Below are 13983 nucleotides of genomic sequence, written 5' to 3' on the forward strand. Positions count from 1 at the left end.
TGTCTTGGCTTGCGACGCCTTCAGAAAGTTGTTTCTGGAATTGCGTTCGATCAAGGCCCAGCGCAAAACCTTGATGCAGTCGTCGCCGCCGCAATCTTCGCCTTCGGCTTTGTCTACATCCATCCGTTCGAGGATGGAAACGGCCGCATTCACCGCTACCTGATCCACCACGTCCTTGCCATGCACCGCTTCAATCGCCGGGAGTGGTGTCCCGTATCGGCCGCGATCCTGGACCAGATCGACGAGTACAGGCGCGTGCTGGAGAGCAATTCGAAGCGCCTTCTGCCATTGGTCGAATGGGAACCGACGCCGCAATTCAACGTGCTGAATGACACCGGGGATTTCTACCGATACTTCGATGCAACCCCGCACGCCGAATTTCTTTATGCCTGCGTTCGGCGGACGATCGAACGGTACCTTTGACGAAACAGCTTTTCTGCAGCGCTACGATCAATTCCGGCAATAGGTGAATGCCTTTATCGACATGCCCGAGCGGCTGATCGATCTGCTCTTCCGTCTCCAACCAGAATGGTGGCCCCTCTCGAGCCGCGCCCTCGGAAAGGAATTCCCACCAATGACGAGGCGCGGCGGCTCGAGGCGATCTATGCGCAGACCAGAAAACGGCAAACCACGAGGCAGAAGCCTTTCACTGGACTGCCGGTCGACCCTTGCGTTGTCGCCGAAACTCGGGACGTCATGTTCTGGGGCAAACCGGACAAGCCGAAGGTGTGTCGGGAATGCTGCTGCGCCACGGCAGTGATTTCTGCATCGTCTATACGCCTATATACGCAGTGCCGGCGTCAGCCCCCCAGCGGTCGAAGATACGCGACAAGTCGCGTGCAAAGTCATCTTGGGGACGCTGACAACAAGGTACGTGGGCTCAATCGCGTCCACCCCATTCACAAAACCGGCTCCGTGGAGTAGTGGGAACGCAGAGAAATCTCCGGTCGCAGCCTTACCCGGTCAAAACAAGGACTCAAACCATGAATGCCCTCGTCATCTGCTCCGGCGGATTGGACTCTGTTTCGCTCGCTCACAAGGTGGCGACCGAGCAGAAACTCATTGGCCTGCTTTCGTTCGATTACGGCCAGAGGCACAAAAAGGAACTCGGCTTTGCCGCTATCTGCGCCAAGCGGCTGGGTGTTCCGCACCAGATCGTCGATATCCGCGATGTTGGCCGGAACCTGAGCGGCTCGGCGCTGACTGATAATGTGGACGTGCCCGACGGGCACTATGCCGAAGACTCCATGAGGATCACGGTGGTGCCGAATAGGAACGCCATCATGCTGGCCATCGCCTTCGGGGTTGCCGCCGCGCAGAAGGCCGATGCGGTGGCCACTGCCGTCCACGGCGGAGATCATTTCATCTATCCCGATTGCCGGCCCGCTTTTATCGACGCCTTTCAGACGATGCAGAACCATGCGCTCGCAGGCTACGCCGATATCCGCCTGTACGCTCCGTATGTGAATATGTCGAAGGCCGACATCGTCAGCGAGGGGGCAAAGTACGCCACGCCGTTCGAGGCGACGTGGTCCTGCTACAAGGGCGGTGCACGTCATTGCGGTCGCTGCGGGACATGCGTCGAACGGCGCGAAGCATTCGATCTGGCCGGCATCACCGACCCGACAGATTATGGGGACGCAGACTTCTGGCTCCACGCTATCCAGACAAGGAGCGCGTAATGTTCCACATTACCAAAGAGTTCCACTTCTCGGCCTCGCATCAGCTCACCTCCTTGCCACCAGGTCATCAGTGCGCACGTCTGCACGGCCACAACTACATCGTCGTAGTGGAGCTTTCAGGTGGCGAACTGGACGAACACGGCTTTGTGCGCGACTACCAAGATCTGGCGGCGTTCAAGCACTACATCGATGGGACCTTCGACCATCGGCATCTTAACGACGTGCTTGGGCATGACCATGCCACAGCGGAATACCTGGCCAGGCACTTCTACGACTGGTGCAAGGTGCGGCTACCCGAAACCTCCGCCGTGCGGGTGAGCGAGACGCCGAAAACCTGGGCGGAATACCGACCATGACTTGCGCGTTGCATCCCGGAATCCGGGTGAGCGAGATTTTTGGGCCGACCATTCAGGGCGAAGGCGTGCTGATCGGCTTGCCGACGGTGTTCGTAAGAACCGGCGGGTGCGATTATCGCTGTTCCTGGTGCGACAGCCTGCATGCGGTGGACCGTCGCTTCCGCCATGATTGGGAGATGATGTCTCCCGACGCGGTTTGGCAAAAGGTCATTGCGCTTTCCGGCGGTCAGCCCGTGATGGTATCGCTGTCGGGCGGCAATCCGGCCATCCAGCCGCTTAGCCAGTTGATCGACCGCGGGCATGGTGAGGGCTACCGTTTTGCATTGGAAACCCAAGGCTCGGTGTCTAAGCAATGGTTCGCGGATCTCGACGTGCTGGTACTAAGCCCTAAGCCGCCCTCAAGCGAAATGACGACAGATTGGGCCGCGTTCGACGCCTGCTTAGAGGCGGCGCAGGATAAGCCGCAGATGGCGCTCAAGCTCGTTGTCTTCGACGATGATGACTATGCCTATGCCAAAGACGCCGCGGCGCGCTACCCGCAATTACCCGTCTATCTGCAGCCCGGCAATCACACGCCGCCGCGTCCCGGCGACGAAGACGCGTTCATCGACATGGCCGGTGTGATGAGGCGCATGGAATGGCTGGTTGAAAAGGTGACTCGTGACAGGTGGTTCGAGGCGCGTGTACTGCCGCAGCTTCATGTTCTGCTCTGGGGAAACAGACGGGGCGTCTAGCCGAAGGGGAAGGATTGCCGACGACGAGCAAGACAGACATCTATAGCAATCTCACCCAACTGGGCGGCAGCAGCGTCGTTCCGGAAAGCCCCGAAAATACCGTGCTGGAAAAGGCACCGAATCCGCATGAGGGCTCGCCTTATTGGGGGCGCTTCACCGCTGCTCTGGGGCGTCACTTGCTCTCGATACTAGCATGCTTTTCCGCTGGGTTTGTTTGGTCGTCGATCACCGCTGCGGGACGAATGCGCTTGACAAAATAGCGCCGGCCCATTCAATTCGACGCATTCACCAGGGGAGTCCCGGCAAGGGGCTGAGATACTGCTGGCTTTCGCGGCGCAGTGACCCGTTGAACCTGATCCAGTTCATACTGGCGTAGGGACGGTGCAAGCGCTTTGCGGGAGTTCACGCCCGAAGACCTGTTTTGAACAGGTCGACAAAAGCGTCTTTTCATCCTTCCGGCACAGAACTGGGTCTCCAATGCATGAGCAAAGGAGCCTCAAGATGAATGCCCTCACCCCAGCCGTGTCGACGGGACCGCTGCCCGCCTCACGGAAGATTCACAAGTCCGGCGTCCTCCATCCGCACATCAAGGTGCCGATGCGCGAAATCTCCGTCCATCCGACGGCCGGCGAACCGCCCGTCATCGTCTACGATCCGTCCGGCCCCTATACCGACCCGATTGTCGAAACCAGCATCGAAAATGGCCTTGCCCGGCTTCGTAACGAATGGATCACAGCGCGCGGCGATGTCGAGGCCTATGACGGCCGCCATGTCCGGCCGGAGGACAACGGATTTGCGACCGGCGAGCGCCTGACGCCGGAATTTCTCACTCGCAACCGGCCACTCAGGGCCAAGCAGGGCAAGGCGGTGACCCAGCTCGCCTATGCGCGCGCCGGCATCATCACGCCCGAGATGGAGTTCGTCGCCATCCGCGAAAACCTCGGCCGCGAGATGCTGCGTGGCAAGCTTGAGCGTGACGGCGAAGCCTTCGGCGCGGCGATCCCAGACTTCGTCACGCCGGAATTCGTGCGCGATGAGGTTGCGCGCGGGCGTGCGATCATTCCCGCCAACATCAATCATCCCGAAAGCGAGCCGATGATCATCGGCCGCAATTTCCTGGTGAAGATCAACGCCAATATAGGCAATTCCGCCGTCACCTCCTCGATGGCCGAAGAGGTCGAAAAGATGGTCTGGGCGATCCGCTGGGGCGCCGACACGGTGATGGACCTGTCGACCGGCCGCAACATCCACAACATCCGTGAATGGATCGTACGCAATGCGCCGGTGCCGATCGGCACGGTGCCGCTCTATCAGGCGCTCGAAAAGGTCAACGGCATTGCCGAGGACCTTACCTGGGAGGTCTACCGCGACACACTGATCGAGCAGGCCGAGCAGGGCGTCGACTATTTCACCATCCACGCCGGCATGCGGCTGCACTACATCCCGCTGACTGTCGACCGGGTCACGGGCATCGTCTCGCGCGGCGGTTCGATCATGGCCAAATGGTGCCTGCAGCATCACCGGGAAAGCTTTCTCTACGAGCACTTCGCGGAAATCTGCGACATCTGCCGCGCCTATGACGTGTCCTTCTCGCTTGGCGACGGTCTTCGTCCCGGCTCGATCGCCGACGCCAACGACGCGGCGCAATTCGCCGAGCTGGAAACGCTTGGCGAGCTGACGCAGATCGCCTGGGCCAAGGATTGCCAGGTGATGATCGAGGGGCCTGGCCACGTGCCGATGCACAAGATCAAGGAGAACATGGACAAGCAGCTCGCCGTTTGCGGCGAGGCGCCGTTCTACACGCTTGGACCGCTGACGACCGACATTGCGCCGGGCTATGACCACATCACCTCCGGCATTGGTGCTGCCATGATCGGGTGGTTCGGCACCGCCATGCTCTGCTACGTCACGCCGAAGGAACATCTCGGCCTTCCCGATCGCAACGACGTCAAGATTGGGGTGATCACCTACAAGATCGCCGCCCATGCCGCCGATCTGGCGAAGGGCCATCCGGCGGCGAAAGTCAGGGATGATGCCCTCTCCCGCGCGCGCTTCGAGTTCCGCTGGGAGGACCAGTTCAACCTGTCGCTCGATCCTGAAACCGCGCGGTCCTTCCACGACCAGACCTTGCCCAAGGAGGCGCACAAGGTGGCGCATTTCTGCTCGATGTGCGGGCCGAAATTCTGCTCGATGCGCATTTCCCACGACATCCGCGCCGAGGCACAGAAGGAAGGCATGGCGGCGATGGCGGCGAAATATCGCGCGGGTGGCGATCTCTATGTGCCGGCTGACAAGACCGGCGTAGCACTCATGACAGGGGCGCCGGAGCCGTCATGAGGGTGCTGGTCAAAGGGGCCGGCATCGCCGGCCTCACCGTCGCCTTCGAACTCGCCACGCGCGGCGCGGCGGTGACCGTTGCGGAGACAAGGCATGGCCTCGGCGGCAATGCGTCGTGGTTCGCCGGCGGCATGCTGGCGCCATGGTGCGAGCTCGAAAGCGCCGAGCAACCGGTGCTGGATCTCGGACGCGATGCCGCCGACTGGTGGGAGGCGGCAACGCCCGGGCAGGTGACGCGGGCCGGAACACTGGTCGTGGCCGCGCCGCGCGACGCGGGCGAACTCGACCGGTTCGCCAGCCGCACGTCGGGTCATCGGCGCGTCGATGAGGATGAAATCGCATTGCTGGAGCCCGACCTCGCCGGCCGCTTCCGCCGCGGACTGCTTTTCTCCGACGAAGCCCATCTCGACCCGCGCCAGGCGATGGCGTTACTTCATGACAGGCTGGCGGCGATGGGAGTCGAATTCCACTTCTGCGCCGATGCCCAGGCTGTTTCCGGGTTCGATCGCCAGATCGACTGCACGGGAATAGCGACGGGCGACGACCGGCTGCGTGGCGTTCGTGGCGAGATGCTGATCCTGCGAACGCCTGAAGTCTCGCTGTCACGCCCGGTCCGTCTGCTGCATCCACGCTTTCCGCTCTATGTGGTGCCGCGTGCCGACCACCATTTCATGGTCGGCGCGACGATGATCGAGAGCCAGTCCAGTGGACCGGTCAGGGCGCGTTCGATGATGGAGCTTCTAGGTGCCGCCTATGCCCTCCATCCGGCCTTTGGCGAGGCCGAGATCGTTGAAACCGGTGTCGGCGTTCGTCCGGCCTTTCCCGACAACCTGCCGCGTATCGAGGCACTCGGAAACACGGTCGCGATCAACGGGCTCTATCGCCATGGCTTTCTGCTCGCCCCAGCCATGGCGCGCCAGGCGGCCGAGCTTGTCTTCAGTCACGACAAACCCGCGGAGTTTGCACATGAATCTGATCGTCAACGGCGAACCGCTTGAGACCGCCGCCACATCGCTGGCGGCGCTGCTTGCCGCGCTCGACTATGAAGGCGATTGGCTAGCAACCGCCGTCAACAGCGACCTCGTACACAAAGCCAACCGCGCGGAGTTCCAGTTGAGCGACGGCGACCGGATCGAAATCCTCTCGCCCATGCAGGGAGGCTAGCATGTTCGAACTTTTCGGAACGTCGCTTCCCTCGCGGCTGCTTCTCGGCACGGCTCAGTATCCTTCACCGGCCATCCTTGCCGATGCGGTCAAGGCGTCGGGCACATCGGTGGTGACCGTCTCGTTGCGGCGTGAGATGGCAGGCGGGAGGGCCGGCGAAAAATTCTGGTCGTTGATCCGCGCGCTCGGCACGAGAATCCTTCCCAACACTGCCGGCTGCCACTCCGTCAAGGAAGCGGTCACGACCGCGAAGATGGCGCGCGAAGTGTTCGGCACGAGCTGGATCAAGCTCGAAGTGATCGGCAACCAGGACACGCTGCAACCGGACGTGTTCGGCCTGGTCGAAGCCGCGCGCATCCTGTGCGAGGACGGTTTTACGGTATTTCCCTATACCACCGACGACCTTGTTGTCGCCGAGCGGCTGCTGGAGGCGGGCTGCAAGGTCCTGATGCCGTGGTGCGCACCGATCGGTTCCGCCCTCGGGCCGGTCAACATCATGGCACTGCGTTCGATGCGCGGACACTTCCCGGATGTCCCGCTCATTGTGGATGCGGGGCTCGGACGGCCGTCGCACGCGGCAACCGTCATGGAACTCGGCTTTGACGCCGTGCTGCTGAACACGGCGGTCGCCAGGGCGGCTGATCCGGTCGGCATGGCGCGTGCGTTCGGCAAGGCTGTCGAAGCCGGCCGTGAAGCTTACAGCTCGGGAATGCTCGAACCGCGCGACGTCGCCGTGCCATCGACGCCGACAATTGGCAGAGCCGTTTTTTCATGAAACTCGATCCCTTCTACCTGATCGTCGACAGCGCTGCCTGGATCGAACGGCTGGTCCCACTCGGCGTCAAGCTGGTTCAGCTTCGCATCAAGACCATGGATGAGGCCGGGTTGCGCGCGGAGATCCGCAAGGCAAAGGCCTTGTGCGCCCAAAACCGTTGCCAGCTCATCGTCAACGACCACTGGCGCCTGGCAATCGAGGAAGGCTGCGACTTCGTCCACCTTGGCCAGGAGGATTTGCAGACCGCCGATCGTTCGCGGATTCGGGTAGCCGGCGTGAGGCTCGGACTGAGCACACATGATGATATCGAACTGGAAACGGCGATGGCCGCCGGGCCGGACTATATCGCGCTTGGGCCGATCTATCCGACCATCCTGAAGACGATGAAATGGGCGCCGCAAGGGCTCGAACGGATCAGCGAGTGGAAGCGCCGGGTCGCGCCAATCCCATTGGTCGCCATTGGCGGTCTCAACCCTGACAGGCTCAACGGTGTTTTCGCGGCGGACGCCGATAGCGCGGCAGTGGTCACCGACATCACGCTGAATGCCGATCCCGAAGCGCGCACACGAGAATGGATCGAAAAGACGGAGCGATGGCGCTGAGGCGAGAACCGCATGTGCTTGTCGTTGGCGGGTCGGACTCCAGCGGTGGAGCTGGAATTGCCCGCGATATAGAAACGGTTTCCGCCTTCGGGCTGCGCAGTTGTCTTGCCATCACCGCCGTGACAGTCCAGACGCACTCGGCTGTCGAGCACGTCAAGCTTGTGCCGTCGGAGCTTGTCGCCGCTCAGATGCGCGCCGCGTTCGCTGCCAACGCTGTCGCGGCCGTCAAGATAGGCATGATTGGGACATCGGCGGCTGTTGAGGCAGTCGGCGCTGTTTTGGTCAACCGCCAAGTGCCTGTGGTACTCGACCCGGTCCTGGCCTCTACCTCGGGACGCAATCTGCTGGCGGACGATGCCATTAATATGCTGCGCCACGATCTGATGCCGATCTGCCGGCTTGTAACGCCTAACCTGGTCGAGCTGGCTGCGTTTACCGGCTCGTCACCGGCCGCGGACGAAGAAGGGGCTTGTCGTCAGGCTGAAGAGCTATCGAGGACGGTGAGGACCGCTGTACTCGTCAAGGGCGGCCATGCACAAGGAACCCGTTGCGTCGACGTGCTTTTGCAGCCGAACCAACGTGCAGTTCGGTTCGAGGCGCCCCGCTTGCCGCGAGGGATGCGCGGAACGGGTTGCATGATGGCCAGCGCAGTCGCCGCCTCGCTTGCTCTTGGAGCGTCGCTGGAAGCGAGCGTGCGCCAAGGCAAGCAATATGTTCTCGATGCGCTTGCCGGATCGAAGGACATCGGGCCGATTAGCTGATCGGGCCGAACGTATCCAACGCTCCGATCAAGTCTGGCAGGCGATCGTGGGTCTACTGCTAGGACATGAAGGCCCTATCCGAGGGGTGAGAATGCGGCATACACGGTCGCTTTCGCCTATGAACAACACGCCGCTTTGAGGAGGAAGCCGCATGCCTCTGTGCCAACCGGTTGATGGGTCATCCGAAACCCGCACCTAGTCGTCGCTAGCGACAGCATGCCGCTTGGCACGTTGTTGGGTGAGCGAACGTTCGAACCGGGGTTAGCCAACTCGAGCCATAATTGCGGATTGAATCGCCGTTGCGGTATATAGGGAAGCATCTAACGACAGATTCCCAAACGCCGGTTGACAAAGGAGGTAGTTTGCACCTGCCGCTTCCAGCTGATCAAGAAGAGCTTGTCCCGCAGATGCTGCCGTTCCTACTACGCACAATTCCTTCTCGATTGCTGCATCGAAGGTCAGCGGCAGGTTTGGTGGAGTCGGCATGCCATTGAGATCATAAAGGAATTTAAAGCTCTTGAGCCACCGTTCGTAAGCAGGTGCGGCGAGTGAACGTGCATCTGTTTCAGAACGCCCAATCACGACCATTCGGAGCAATCCAAGAAATGGCGCTTGGTCGTCCGCCTCACTGGTGTGCTCTCGACCGGCGCGGAAGGCATCAGTGATTCTTCGAACGGAAGAGGAAGGTCCCACGCACGCGATGTTCATGCCATTCGCAGCGGCCCAGCCTGCCGATTCCGGTCGATTGGTGGCGATCCAAGTCGGCGGATGTGGACGCTGATGAGTTCTTAGCGTCAGCGGAACGCTGTTCAACTCAAAATGGCGACCTTGATACGATAGCGTGCCGCCCTTCAGCGCATTGATAAGAATTTCGCTGGCTTCCGCATAGTGGTTTGGCGCCGCGTCCGAGCCAATCCCGAAGTAACCCAATTCGATCGGGAGCGAGCCGCGCCCTATCCCAAGTTCGAGCCTGCCACCGCTCAATTGGTCCAGCATACAGATCTCTTCGAACGCACGTAGCGGATGATAGAGGGCAAGCAGCATTACCAACGGGCCGACACGAAGGCGCCGGGTTCGCTGGGCTACGCTCGACAAGAACAGATTCGGTGAGGGACCTCTCCCATGTGGGGTACAATGGTGCTCTGCGAGATGATATGCATAGAACCCAAGGTGATCGCACGCCTCCGCTAACATCAGGCGATCTTCGTACTGTCGGGCGATATCGGGGCCGTCCTCGTCCAGATGATCGAAGATGCCGACAGCTAAGCCTGAAGGAAAGGCCTTATCCATGATATTGTCTCCATTTTTGACGCAACAAGTCCGGTTGCTTGCGCATTACAAGCAATTTAAAGATTTCTCGCTTGTGTAATCGCTCGGATTATTGCCTGCGAAATGCTAAAGCAGAGCCTTAGCAACCTAATACGGGGGCCTTGACATATTCAATATTCGACTAATACGACTAGCGGCACGAAGAAACGCATCCATTTGCTCTTTTGTACCGATGCTGACGCGGATGTAATTTTCCAAACCTTTATCGGGAAAGACGGCAACAAGTATTTTTTGCCTTGCAAAGGCTGATTGCCACCATAAGCCGTCCTGTCCCGTTGGCACGCGGGCAAGTAAGAAGTTTGCGTGGGAAGGGATTACGGAAAATCCAAGTTGCGAGAGCGCGAGCGTCACTCGCCGTCGTTCATGCCTGATGTGTCTGTGGTTGTCTGCATAGGCGGCGCGGTGCGCAAGGACGCTGATACCAACCGCCTGCCCGATCACATTCATGTTGAAGACGTTCTGGATGTTGCGTAGCCTGCCGATAATTTCAGGGTGACCGAAACCGAAACCGACGCGAACGCCGGCGGCAGCATAGCTTTTCGAAAATGTCCTTAAGACCAGAAGGTTCGAATATCGATTGATGAGGCGTAGACCATTCTCGGGTGCAAAGTCGACGTAGGCCTCATCCAGCACGATCAAGCGGTCCGATTTCGCTACCAGGCGTTCGATATCGGCCACCGGAACGAACGTTCCGGTCGGATTGTTCGGATTGGCTAACAGAATGAACTTGGCGTCCTTTGCAGGACCGAAGAGCAATTGCTCCATCGGCAAGGAATGATCTTCGCTAAATTTGATTTCGACAAATTGAGCACCCTGCAACGTTGCAAGTTTGCGGTTGAACGAAAACCCTGGCGACATCATCGCCACGCTATCCCCCGGGGCAAGGAAAGCTCTGTAGACAAGTCCAAGCAGTTCAGACGATCCGTTGCCGGCGATCACCTGATCCATGGAGACGCTGTAGGCATTTGCGGCTGCTTCCCTCAAGCTGATGTTATCGTCTTCTGGATATAGATACTGCCGTTCGAGAGCTGCAATCGCGCTTTGCATTATGATTGCTGGAAGCGGGAACGGGTTCTCATTCGTGTTTAGTTTTACCCAACTTGAACCAGGCGCTGGTCTATCGGATGGCAGAGCATCTAACTGTCTCGCCACTTGCGAAAGAGACGAAAGCACACTCTGAAGTTTTGCATCGGACATGTTTTTCTCCGTTTCAGTCGCAGAGGGAATCCGGGATGAGCGATGGTCTAGAGCACATGGCCGACCGACGGTTCGTTCACACCGCCGTTGTCAGCACATTGACCCCGTGAGGTCGGGCGGGCTGTCCTCCCGGGTCGGATTGGCCCGACGCTCAGGTCCGCATCCACTCGTCATCGGGCCAAGGCTCCGCCAACCACCAACGCTTGATTTGTCCCTGATATTGCCTCGGTCGGCCTTTCAAGGACGCTTGATCTGATGCCGTATTTCCTCAGCGGGTATCCAATCTGGCGCGGCGTCAGTCCAAGCAGGCGCCGCCTTTGCCTGCACCGAGCCACATCTCTCCACGGCCGCGATGACACGCTCGCGATTTGACATACTCGCACCGCGGATTTTGACCGGTCACGGGCAAGCGCGAAAAATGCCCTGGCCGTAAGTCGCGACGTGTCGAGTGCACAGCGGTGTGATGCCTGGCCATGGGTTTCCTTTCATGAATCGCGACCGTCGACTGACTTCTGCAGGCCGCAACCGCACGTTGATTCACGAGACCGGAATGGGGCGGGCGAGTCAATCGAGCTTTCTTTCATCCGCGAAAGGAAACTCTGCGCTCATGATAGAATTCCATCAGTTTCATATACCTCCGGTAGATGATATCGAACGGCAGAATGTCTGCGCCGGCGTCCCCGCGGTGCCGGTGCTGATGGCCCGGGCCATCAGTCTAATCAGCTCCTGGCAAAGCTGGCGCAGTGGCGTGGCGACCGCCATTGCGACGATGTCATCTACGAGGGCCGACCGCGACTCCGGCGTGATTTCATCACAATCGCGACAAGGTCTTGACCTTTGCCCACCTCGCCGAGCGGCTGATGGCCCCCTGTCCCGCCGACCAGCTGCGCTGCGCCGTTTCCCAAACCTCTAGGTCACATTTTCGAAGTGCGTGTTGGAATCGGTGATTCCGTATCACATTATCGCCACGTTTTAGCCAGACGTGGTCGCAATCTCCCACCGAGAGCGCCGTCACCGGACCGACGCCCGGGATCGCCATGAAGCGCCGGCAGAGCTCGCTCTTCGCGACGATCTTCACGACCAGGTCGTGCAGCCGACAGTACTCTCGCCACAGCGCGGCGCGTGCTGACAGCATGGCGTCCATCAGCTCGGCCGACAGCGGATCGTCTGTCACAGCCGTGCGTACCGCCTGGTCGAAAGCGCCGCGCGATGTGCCGCCAAGCTTGATGCCGAACGCTTTCAGCGAGTGGCGGATGGCGTTTTCGATATCGAGGAACTTGCGCTTCAGGTTACGCCGGTGGGTCAGCAAAAGCCGCATCAGCTAGCAGTCCTGCGTTTTGATATGCGCCTGACGGAACCAGCCCGTGCGCATGATGTGGGCGATGCCGAGCGCGTCGGCAGCGTCCGTCTTGTTGCGCTGCGCCGACATCGCGGCGCGCACGTGCTGGGTCTCCAGGCAAACCACTGGCGTCCGCGTTTCAGAGCTCGGGATGCAGCCATGGCGACAGAGATCCCGCCTTATGGCCGACACGCCGCAGCCGGGCGACGAACGGCTTCAACACCACAAACAACGCATCGGGATCGGTCTCCACCTTGACCGTCAGATGCACCTCACCGTGCTCGTCGACGACGCACACCGCCGTCTCGTCCACTGCAACATCCAGTCCGCAAAAGTATTCCACGAGCCGCCTCCTGCGTGGTTTGACAATTGATTTCTTAGCAGTCGGCGCAGCGGGCGGCAGCGATCCGGCAAATAGAGGAGCGGCTTGCCGATTACGGGCGGCAATCCCTCGCCATCCGATCCGGCTTTTCCTGCAGCGTCTCGTACGCGAGAAGGCGGGTGCTGTGGAAAGCCGCGACGGAGAGATCAAGCGCCTTCAGTCGATCATCAGAAAGCTCCAAGAGTGTAGTTTGGTCGGCGTTCCAAACGTCTCGATCCAGATCAACTGGCACTCGCGCTTGAAGACCTCGACGCCGATATCGCCCCGCATCCGGGTGAGCCGTCGCAGTGTCAAAAGACAGCGGTACGAGCGGCCATCCCACCGCAACCCGCTGCCCGATCATCTGCCGTCAGATCGGGTGCATGATCACCGCCAACTTGCACGACGGCGACACAGGCCTTGCCGTCGCATGAGCCCGGCCCACCTTGGACCTCCACTTGAGGCGCGTCAGCAATTTCGACGCCGCTTCGTAAGTGCGACGTCCCCGTCGCCAAAGATTCGGCTCTGAACGTCGATTCAGCGGACTGATGTAAACATGCAAAAACGTTGTCCACTGCCTGTGCCAAACCTCACGGCAAGGATACCGCCTGCCGGAAATGCCGATGAGCAGGATACTACACGGTTGAGCATCTCATCATGTTGACACACCGACACCCGGGCGGCATGTCGAGCATTGATAAGCTGGCCAACATGTCCTGGGGCGAATGCCTGCGTTGCCAACAAATCTGATTGGCTGCCCGTGGCCCGCTGACATGTGTGGTTACGCGGCCAGGCTCAACTAAGTTCGGCGAGGCACTGTCAAGTGCGACCACCGCGCCAATATCGTGACCTTGCCCCTCAGATCTAATCCGGTTTGAAGTTCGTTCTGGCCCATCGAGAGGACCAGGACATGAAACGTAGCCGCTTCTCTGAAGAGCAGATCATCGGAATTTTGAAGGAACACGAGGCCGGGGTATCGGTTGCCGATCTGTGCCGCAAGCACGGGGTCAGCGACGCCTCGATCTACAACTGGAAGGCCCGCTTCGGCGGGATGGATGTCTCCGAGGCTCGGCGACTGAAGGCGCTGGAGGACGAGAACACGCGGCTGAAGCGGCTTCTGGCCGACGCCATGCTCGACAATGCCGCGTTGAAGGATCTTGTGGGAAAGAAATGGTGACGCCCGCGGCCAAGCGGAAAGCTGTCGCTCGCCTGAAGGAAGGCTTCGGGATGAGCGAACGGCGGGCGTGTAAAGCCATCGGCTGTTGCCGCTGACCTGCCACTGAGAATTTCCTCCATGTGAGATTAGAGTCCGGCCCTTGATCGAAGGACGGACTGATGAAGAGAAA

The 13983-nt window shown here is 60.1% G+C and carries 12 protein-coding genes, 3 pseudogenes and 1 riboswitch; of the genes and pseudogenes, 11 read left to right on the forward strand and 4 right to left on the reverse strand.

Going from position 1 to position 13983, the window contains the following annotated elements; all coding sequences use genetic code 11:
• Positions 1 to 9 precede the first annotated feature (9 nt).
• The 10 genes from LB557_RS26360 to LB557_RS26405 all read left to right on the forward strand — a co-directional run bounded on the left by LB557_RS26360 (position 10) and on the right by LB557_RS26405 (position 8411).
• Positions 10 to 423: a Fic family protein gene (locus LB557_RS26360; RefSeq protein WP_224713127.1), complete on the forward strand. Its 414-nt coding sequence runs from the start codon at positions 10 to 12 to the stop codon at positions 421 to 423.
• A 560-nt stretch (positions 424 to 983) separates the two neighbouring features.
• Entirely contained in the window at positions 984 to 1682 is a 699-nt protein-coding gene (queC, locus tag LB557_RS26365; protein ID WP_027033139.1) for a 7-cyano-7-deazaguanine synthase QueC, read from the forward strand.
• Positions 1682 to 2038 carry a 6-carboxytetrahydropterin synthase QueD gene (queD, locus tag LB557_RS26370; RefSeq protein WP_027033138.1) on the forward strand — a complete coding sequence of 119 codons (357 nt, stop codon included), beginning with the start codon at positions 1682 to 1684 and terminating at the stop codon, positions 2036 to 2038. Before queC ends, queD begins: the two co-directional genes overlap by 1 nt.
• On the forward strand, positions 2035 to 2772 hold the full coding sequence (gene queE / locus LB557_RS26375; protein WP_027033137.1) for a 7-carboxy-7-deazaguanine synthase QueE: 738 nt from the start codon (positions 2035 to 2037) through the stop codon (positions 2770 to 2772). Before queD ends, queE begins: the two co-directional genes overlap by 4 nt.
• A 280-nt stretch (positions 2773 to 3052) precedes the next feature.
• A riboswitch (TPP riboswitch) is annotated at positions 3053 to 3169 on the forward strand.
• A 104-nt stretch (positions 3170 to 3273) separates the two neighbouring features.
• Complete coding sequence (gene thiC / locus LB557_RS26380) at positions 3274 to 5109, forward strand: phosphomethylpyrimidine synthase ThiC (protein WP_032925884.1); 1836 nt, start codon at positions 3274 to 3276, stop codon at positions 5107 to 5109.
• A complete protein-coding gene (thiO, locus tag LB557_RS26385) occupies positions 5106 to 6107 on the forward strand; it encodes a glycine oxidase ThiO (protein ID WP_027033135.1) in 1002 nt (333 codons plus the stop codon). The genes thiC and thiO overlap by 4 nt, the downstream gene beginning before the upstream one ends.
• Positions 6076 to 6273, forward strand: a complete 198-nt coding sequence (gene thiS / locus LB557_RS26390) for a sulfur carrier protein ThiS (RefSeq protein ID WP_027033134.1) — start codon at positions 6076 to 6078, stop codon at positions 6271 to 6273. Before thiO ends, thiS begins: the two co-directional genes overlap by 32 nt.
• Before the next feature lies 1 nt (position 6274).
• Positions 6275 to 7048 carry a thiazole synthase gene (locus tag LB557_RS26395; protein WP_006334021.1) on the forward strand — a complete coding sequence of 258 codons (774 nt, stop codon included), beginning with the start codon at positions 6275 to 6277 and terminating at the stop codon, positions 7046 to 7048.
• Positions 7045 to 7650 (forward strand): thiamine phosphate synthase, encoded by a 606-nt coding sequence (locus LB557_RS26400; RefSeq protein WP_027033133.1) that lies wholly within the window; start codon positions 7045 to 7047, stop codon positions 7648 to 7650. The genes LB557_RS26395 and LB557_RS26400 overlap by 4 nt, the downstream gene beginning before the upstream one ends.
• Positions 7641 to 8411, forward strand: coding sequence for a hydroxymethylpyrimidine/phosphomethylpyrimidine kinase (locus tag LB557_RS26405; protein ID WP_027033132.1), 771 nt, complete (start codon positions 7641 to 7643; stop codon positions 8409 to 8411). The genes LB557_RS26400 and LB557_RS26405 overlap by 10 nt, the downstream gene beginning before the upstream one ends.
• Positions 8412 to 8672: 261 nt before the next feature.
• Here LB557_RS26405 and LB557_RS26410 read toward each other — a convergent pair whose 3' ends face one another.
• From LB557_RS26410 to LB557_RS26420, 4 genes and pseudogenes are all read right to left on the reverse strand, one after another.
• Positions 8673 to 9701, reverse strand: coding sequence for an LLM class flavin-dependent oxidoreductase (locus LB557_RS26410; protein WP_027033131.1), 1029 nt, complete (start codon positions 9699 to 9701; stop codon positions 8673 to 8675).
• A gap of 126 nt (positions 9702 to 9827) precedes the next feature.
• A complete protein-coding gene (gene hisC / locus LB557_RS26415) occupies positions 9828 to 10937 on the reverse strand; it encodes a histidinol-phosphate transaminase (RefSeq protein ID WP_027033130.1) in 1110 nt (369 codons plus the stop codon).
• A gap of 254 nt (positions 10938 to 11191) precedes the next feature.
• Positions 11192 to 11312 (reverse strand): annotated as a pseudogene (locus LB557_RS31785) (helix-turn-helix domain-containing protein); the annotation flags it as partial.
• A 622-nt stretch (positions 11313 to 11934) separates the two neighbouring features.
• Positions 11935 to 12619, reverse strand: a pseudogene (locus tag LB557_RS26420) (IS110 family transposase); the annotation flags it as partial.
• Positions 12620 to 13547: 928 nt separating this feature from the next.
• On the opposite strand from LB557_RS26420, the pseudogene LB557_RS26425 reads away from it, so the two are divergent.
• A pseudogene (locus LB557_RS26425) lies at positions 13548 to 13906 on the forward strand (transposase); the annotation flags it as partial.
• Positions 13907 to 13983: the final 77 nt, after the last annotated feature.

This window comes from Mesorhizobium sp. BR115XR7A (assembly GCF_020165315.1).
Lineage (GTDB): Bacteria > Pseudomonadota > Alphaproteobacteria > Rhizobiales > Rhizobiaceae > Mesorhizobium > Mesorhizobium australicum.

Coding starts and splice junctions, on each gene's coding strand:
- queC (WP_027033139.1), top strand. CDS start 984: ATGAATGCCCTCGTCATCTGCTCCGGCGGATTGGACTCTGTTTCGCTC.
- hisC (WP_027033130.1), bottom strand. CDS start 10,937: ATGTCCGATGCAAAACTTCAGAGTGTGCTTTCGTCTCTTTCGCAAGTG.
- queD (WP_027033138.1), top strand. CDS start 1,682: ATGTTCCACATTACCAAAGAGTTCCACTTCTCGGCCTCGCATCAGCTC.
- thiS (WP_027033134.1), top strand. CDS start 6,076: ATGAATCTGATCGTCAACGGCGAACCGCTTGAGACCGCCGCCACATCG.
- thiC (WP_032925884.1), top strand. CDS start 3,274: ATGAATGCCCTCACCCCAGCCGTGTCGACGGGACCGCTGCCCGCCTCA.
- LB557_RS26400 (WP_027033133.1), top strand. CDS start 7,045: ATGAAACTCGATCCCTTCTACCTGATCGTCGACAGCGCTGCCTGGATC.
- LB557_RS26405 (WP_027033132.1), top strand. CDS start 7,641: ATGGCGCTGAGGCGAGAACCGCATGTGCTTGTCGTTGGCGGGTCGGAC.
- LB557_RS26410 (WP_027033131.1), bottom strand. CDS start 9,701: ATGGATAAGGCCTTTCCTTCAGGCTTAGCTGTCGGCATCTTCGATCAT.
- queE (WP_027033137.1), top strand. CDS start 2,035: ATGACTTGCGCGTTGCATCCCGGAATCCGGGTGAGCGAGATTTTTGGG.
- thiO (WP_027033135.1), top strand. CDS start 5,106: ATGAGGGTGCTGGTCAAAGGGGCCGGCATCGCCGGCCTCACCGTCGCC.
- LB557_RS26395 (WP_006334021.1), top strand. CDS start 6,275: ATGTTCGAACTTTTCGGAACGTCGCTTCCCTCGCGGCTGCTTCTCGGC.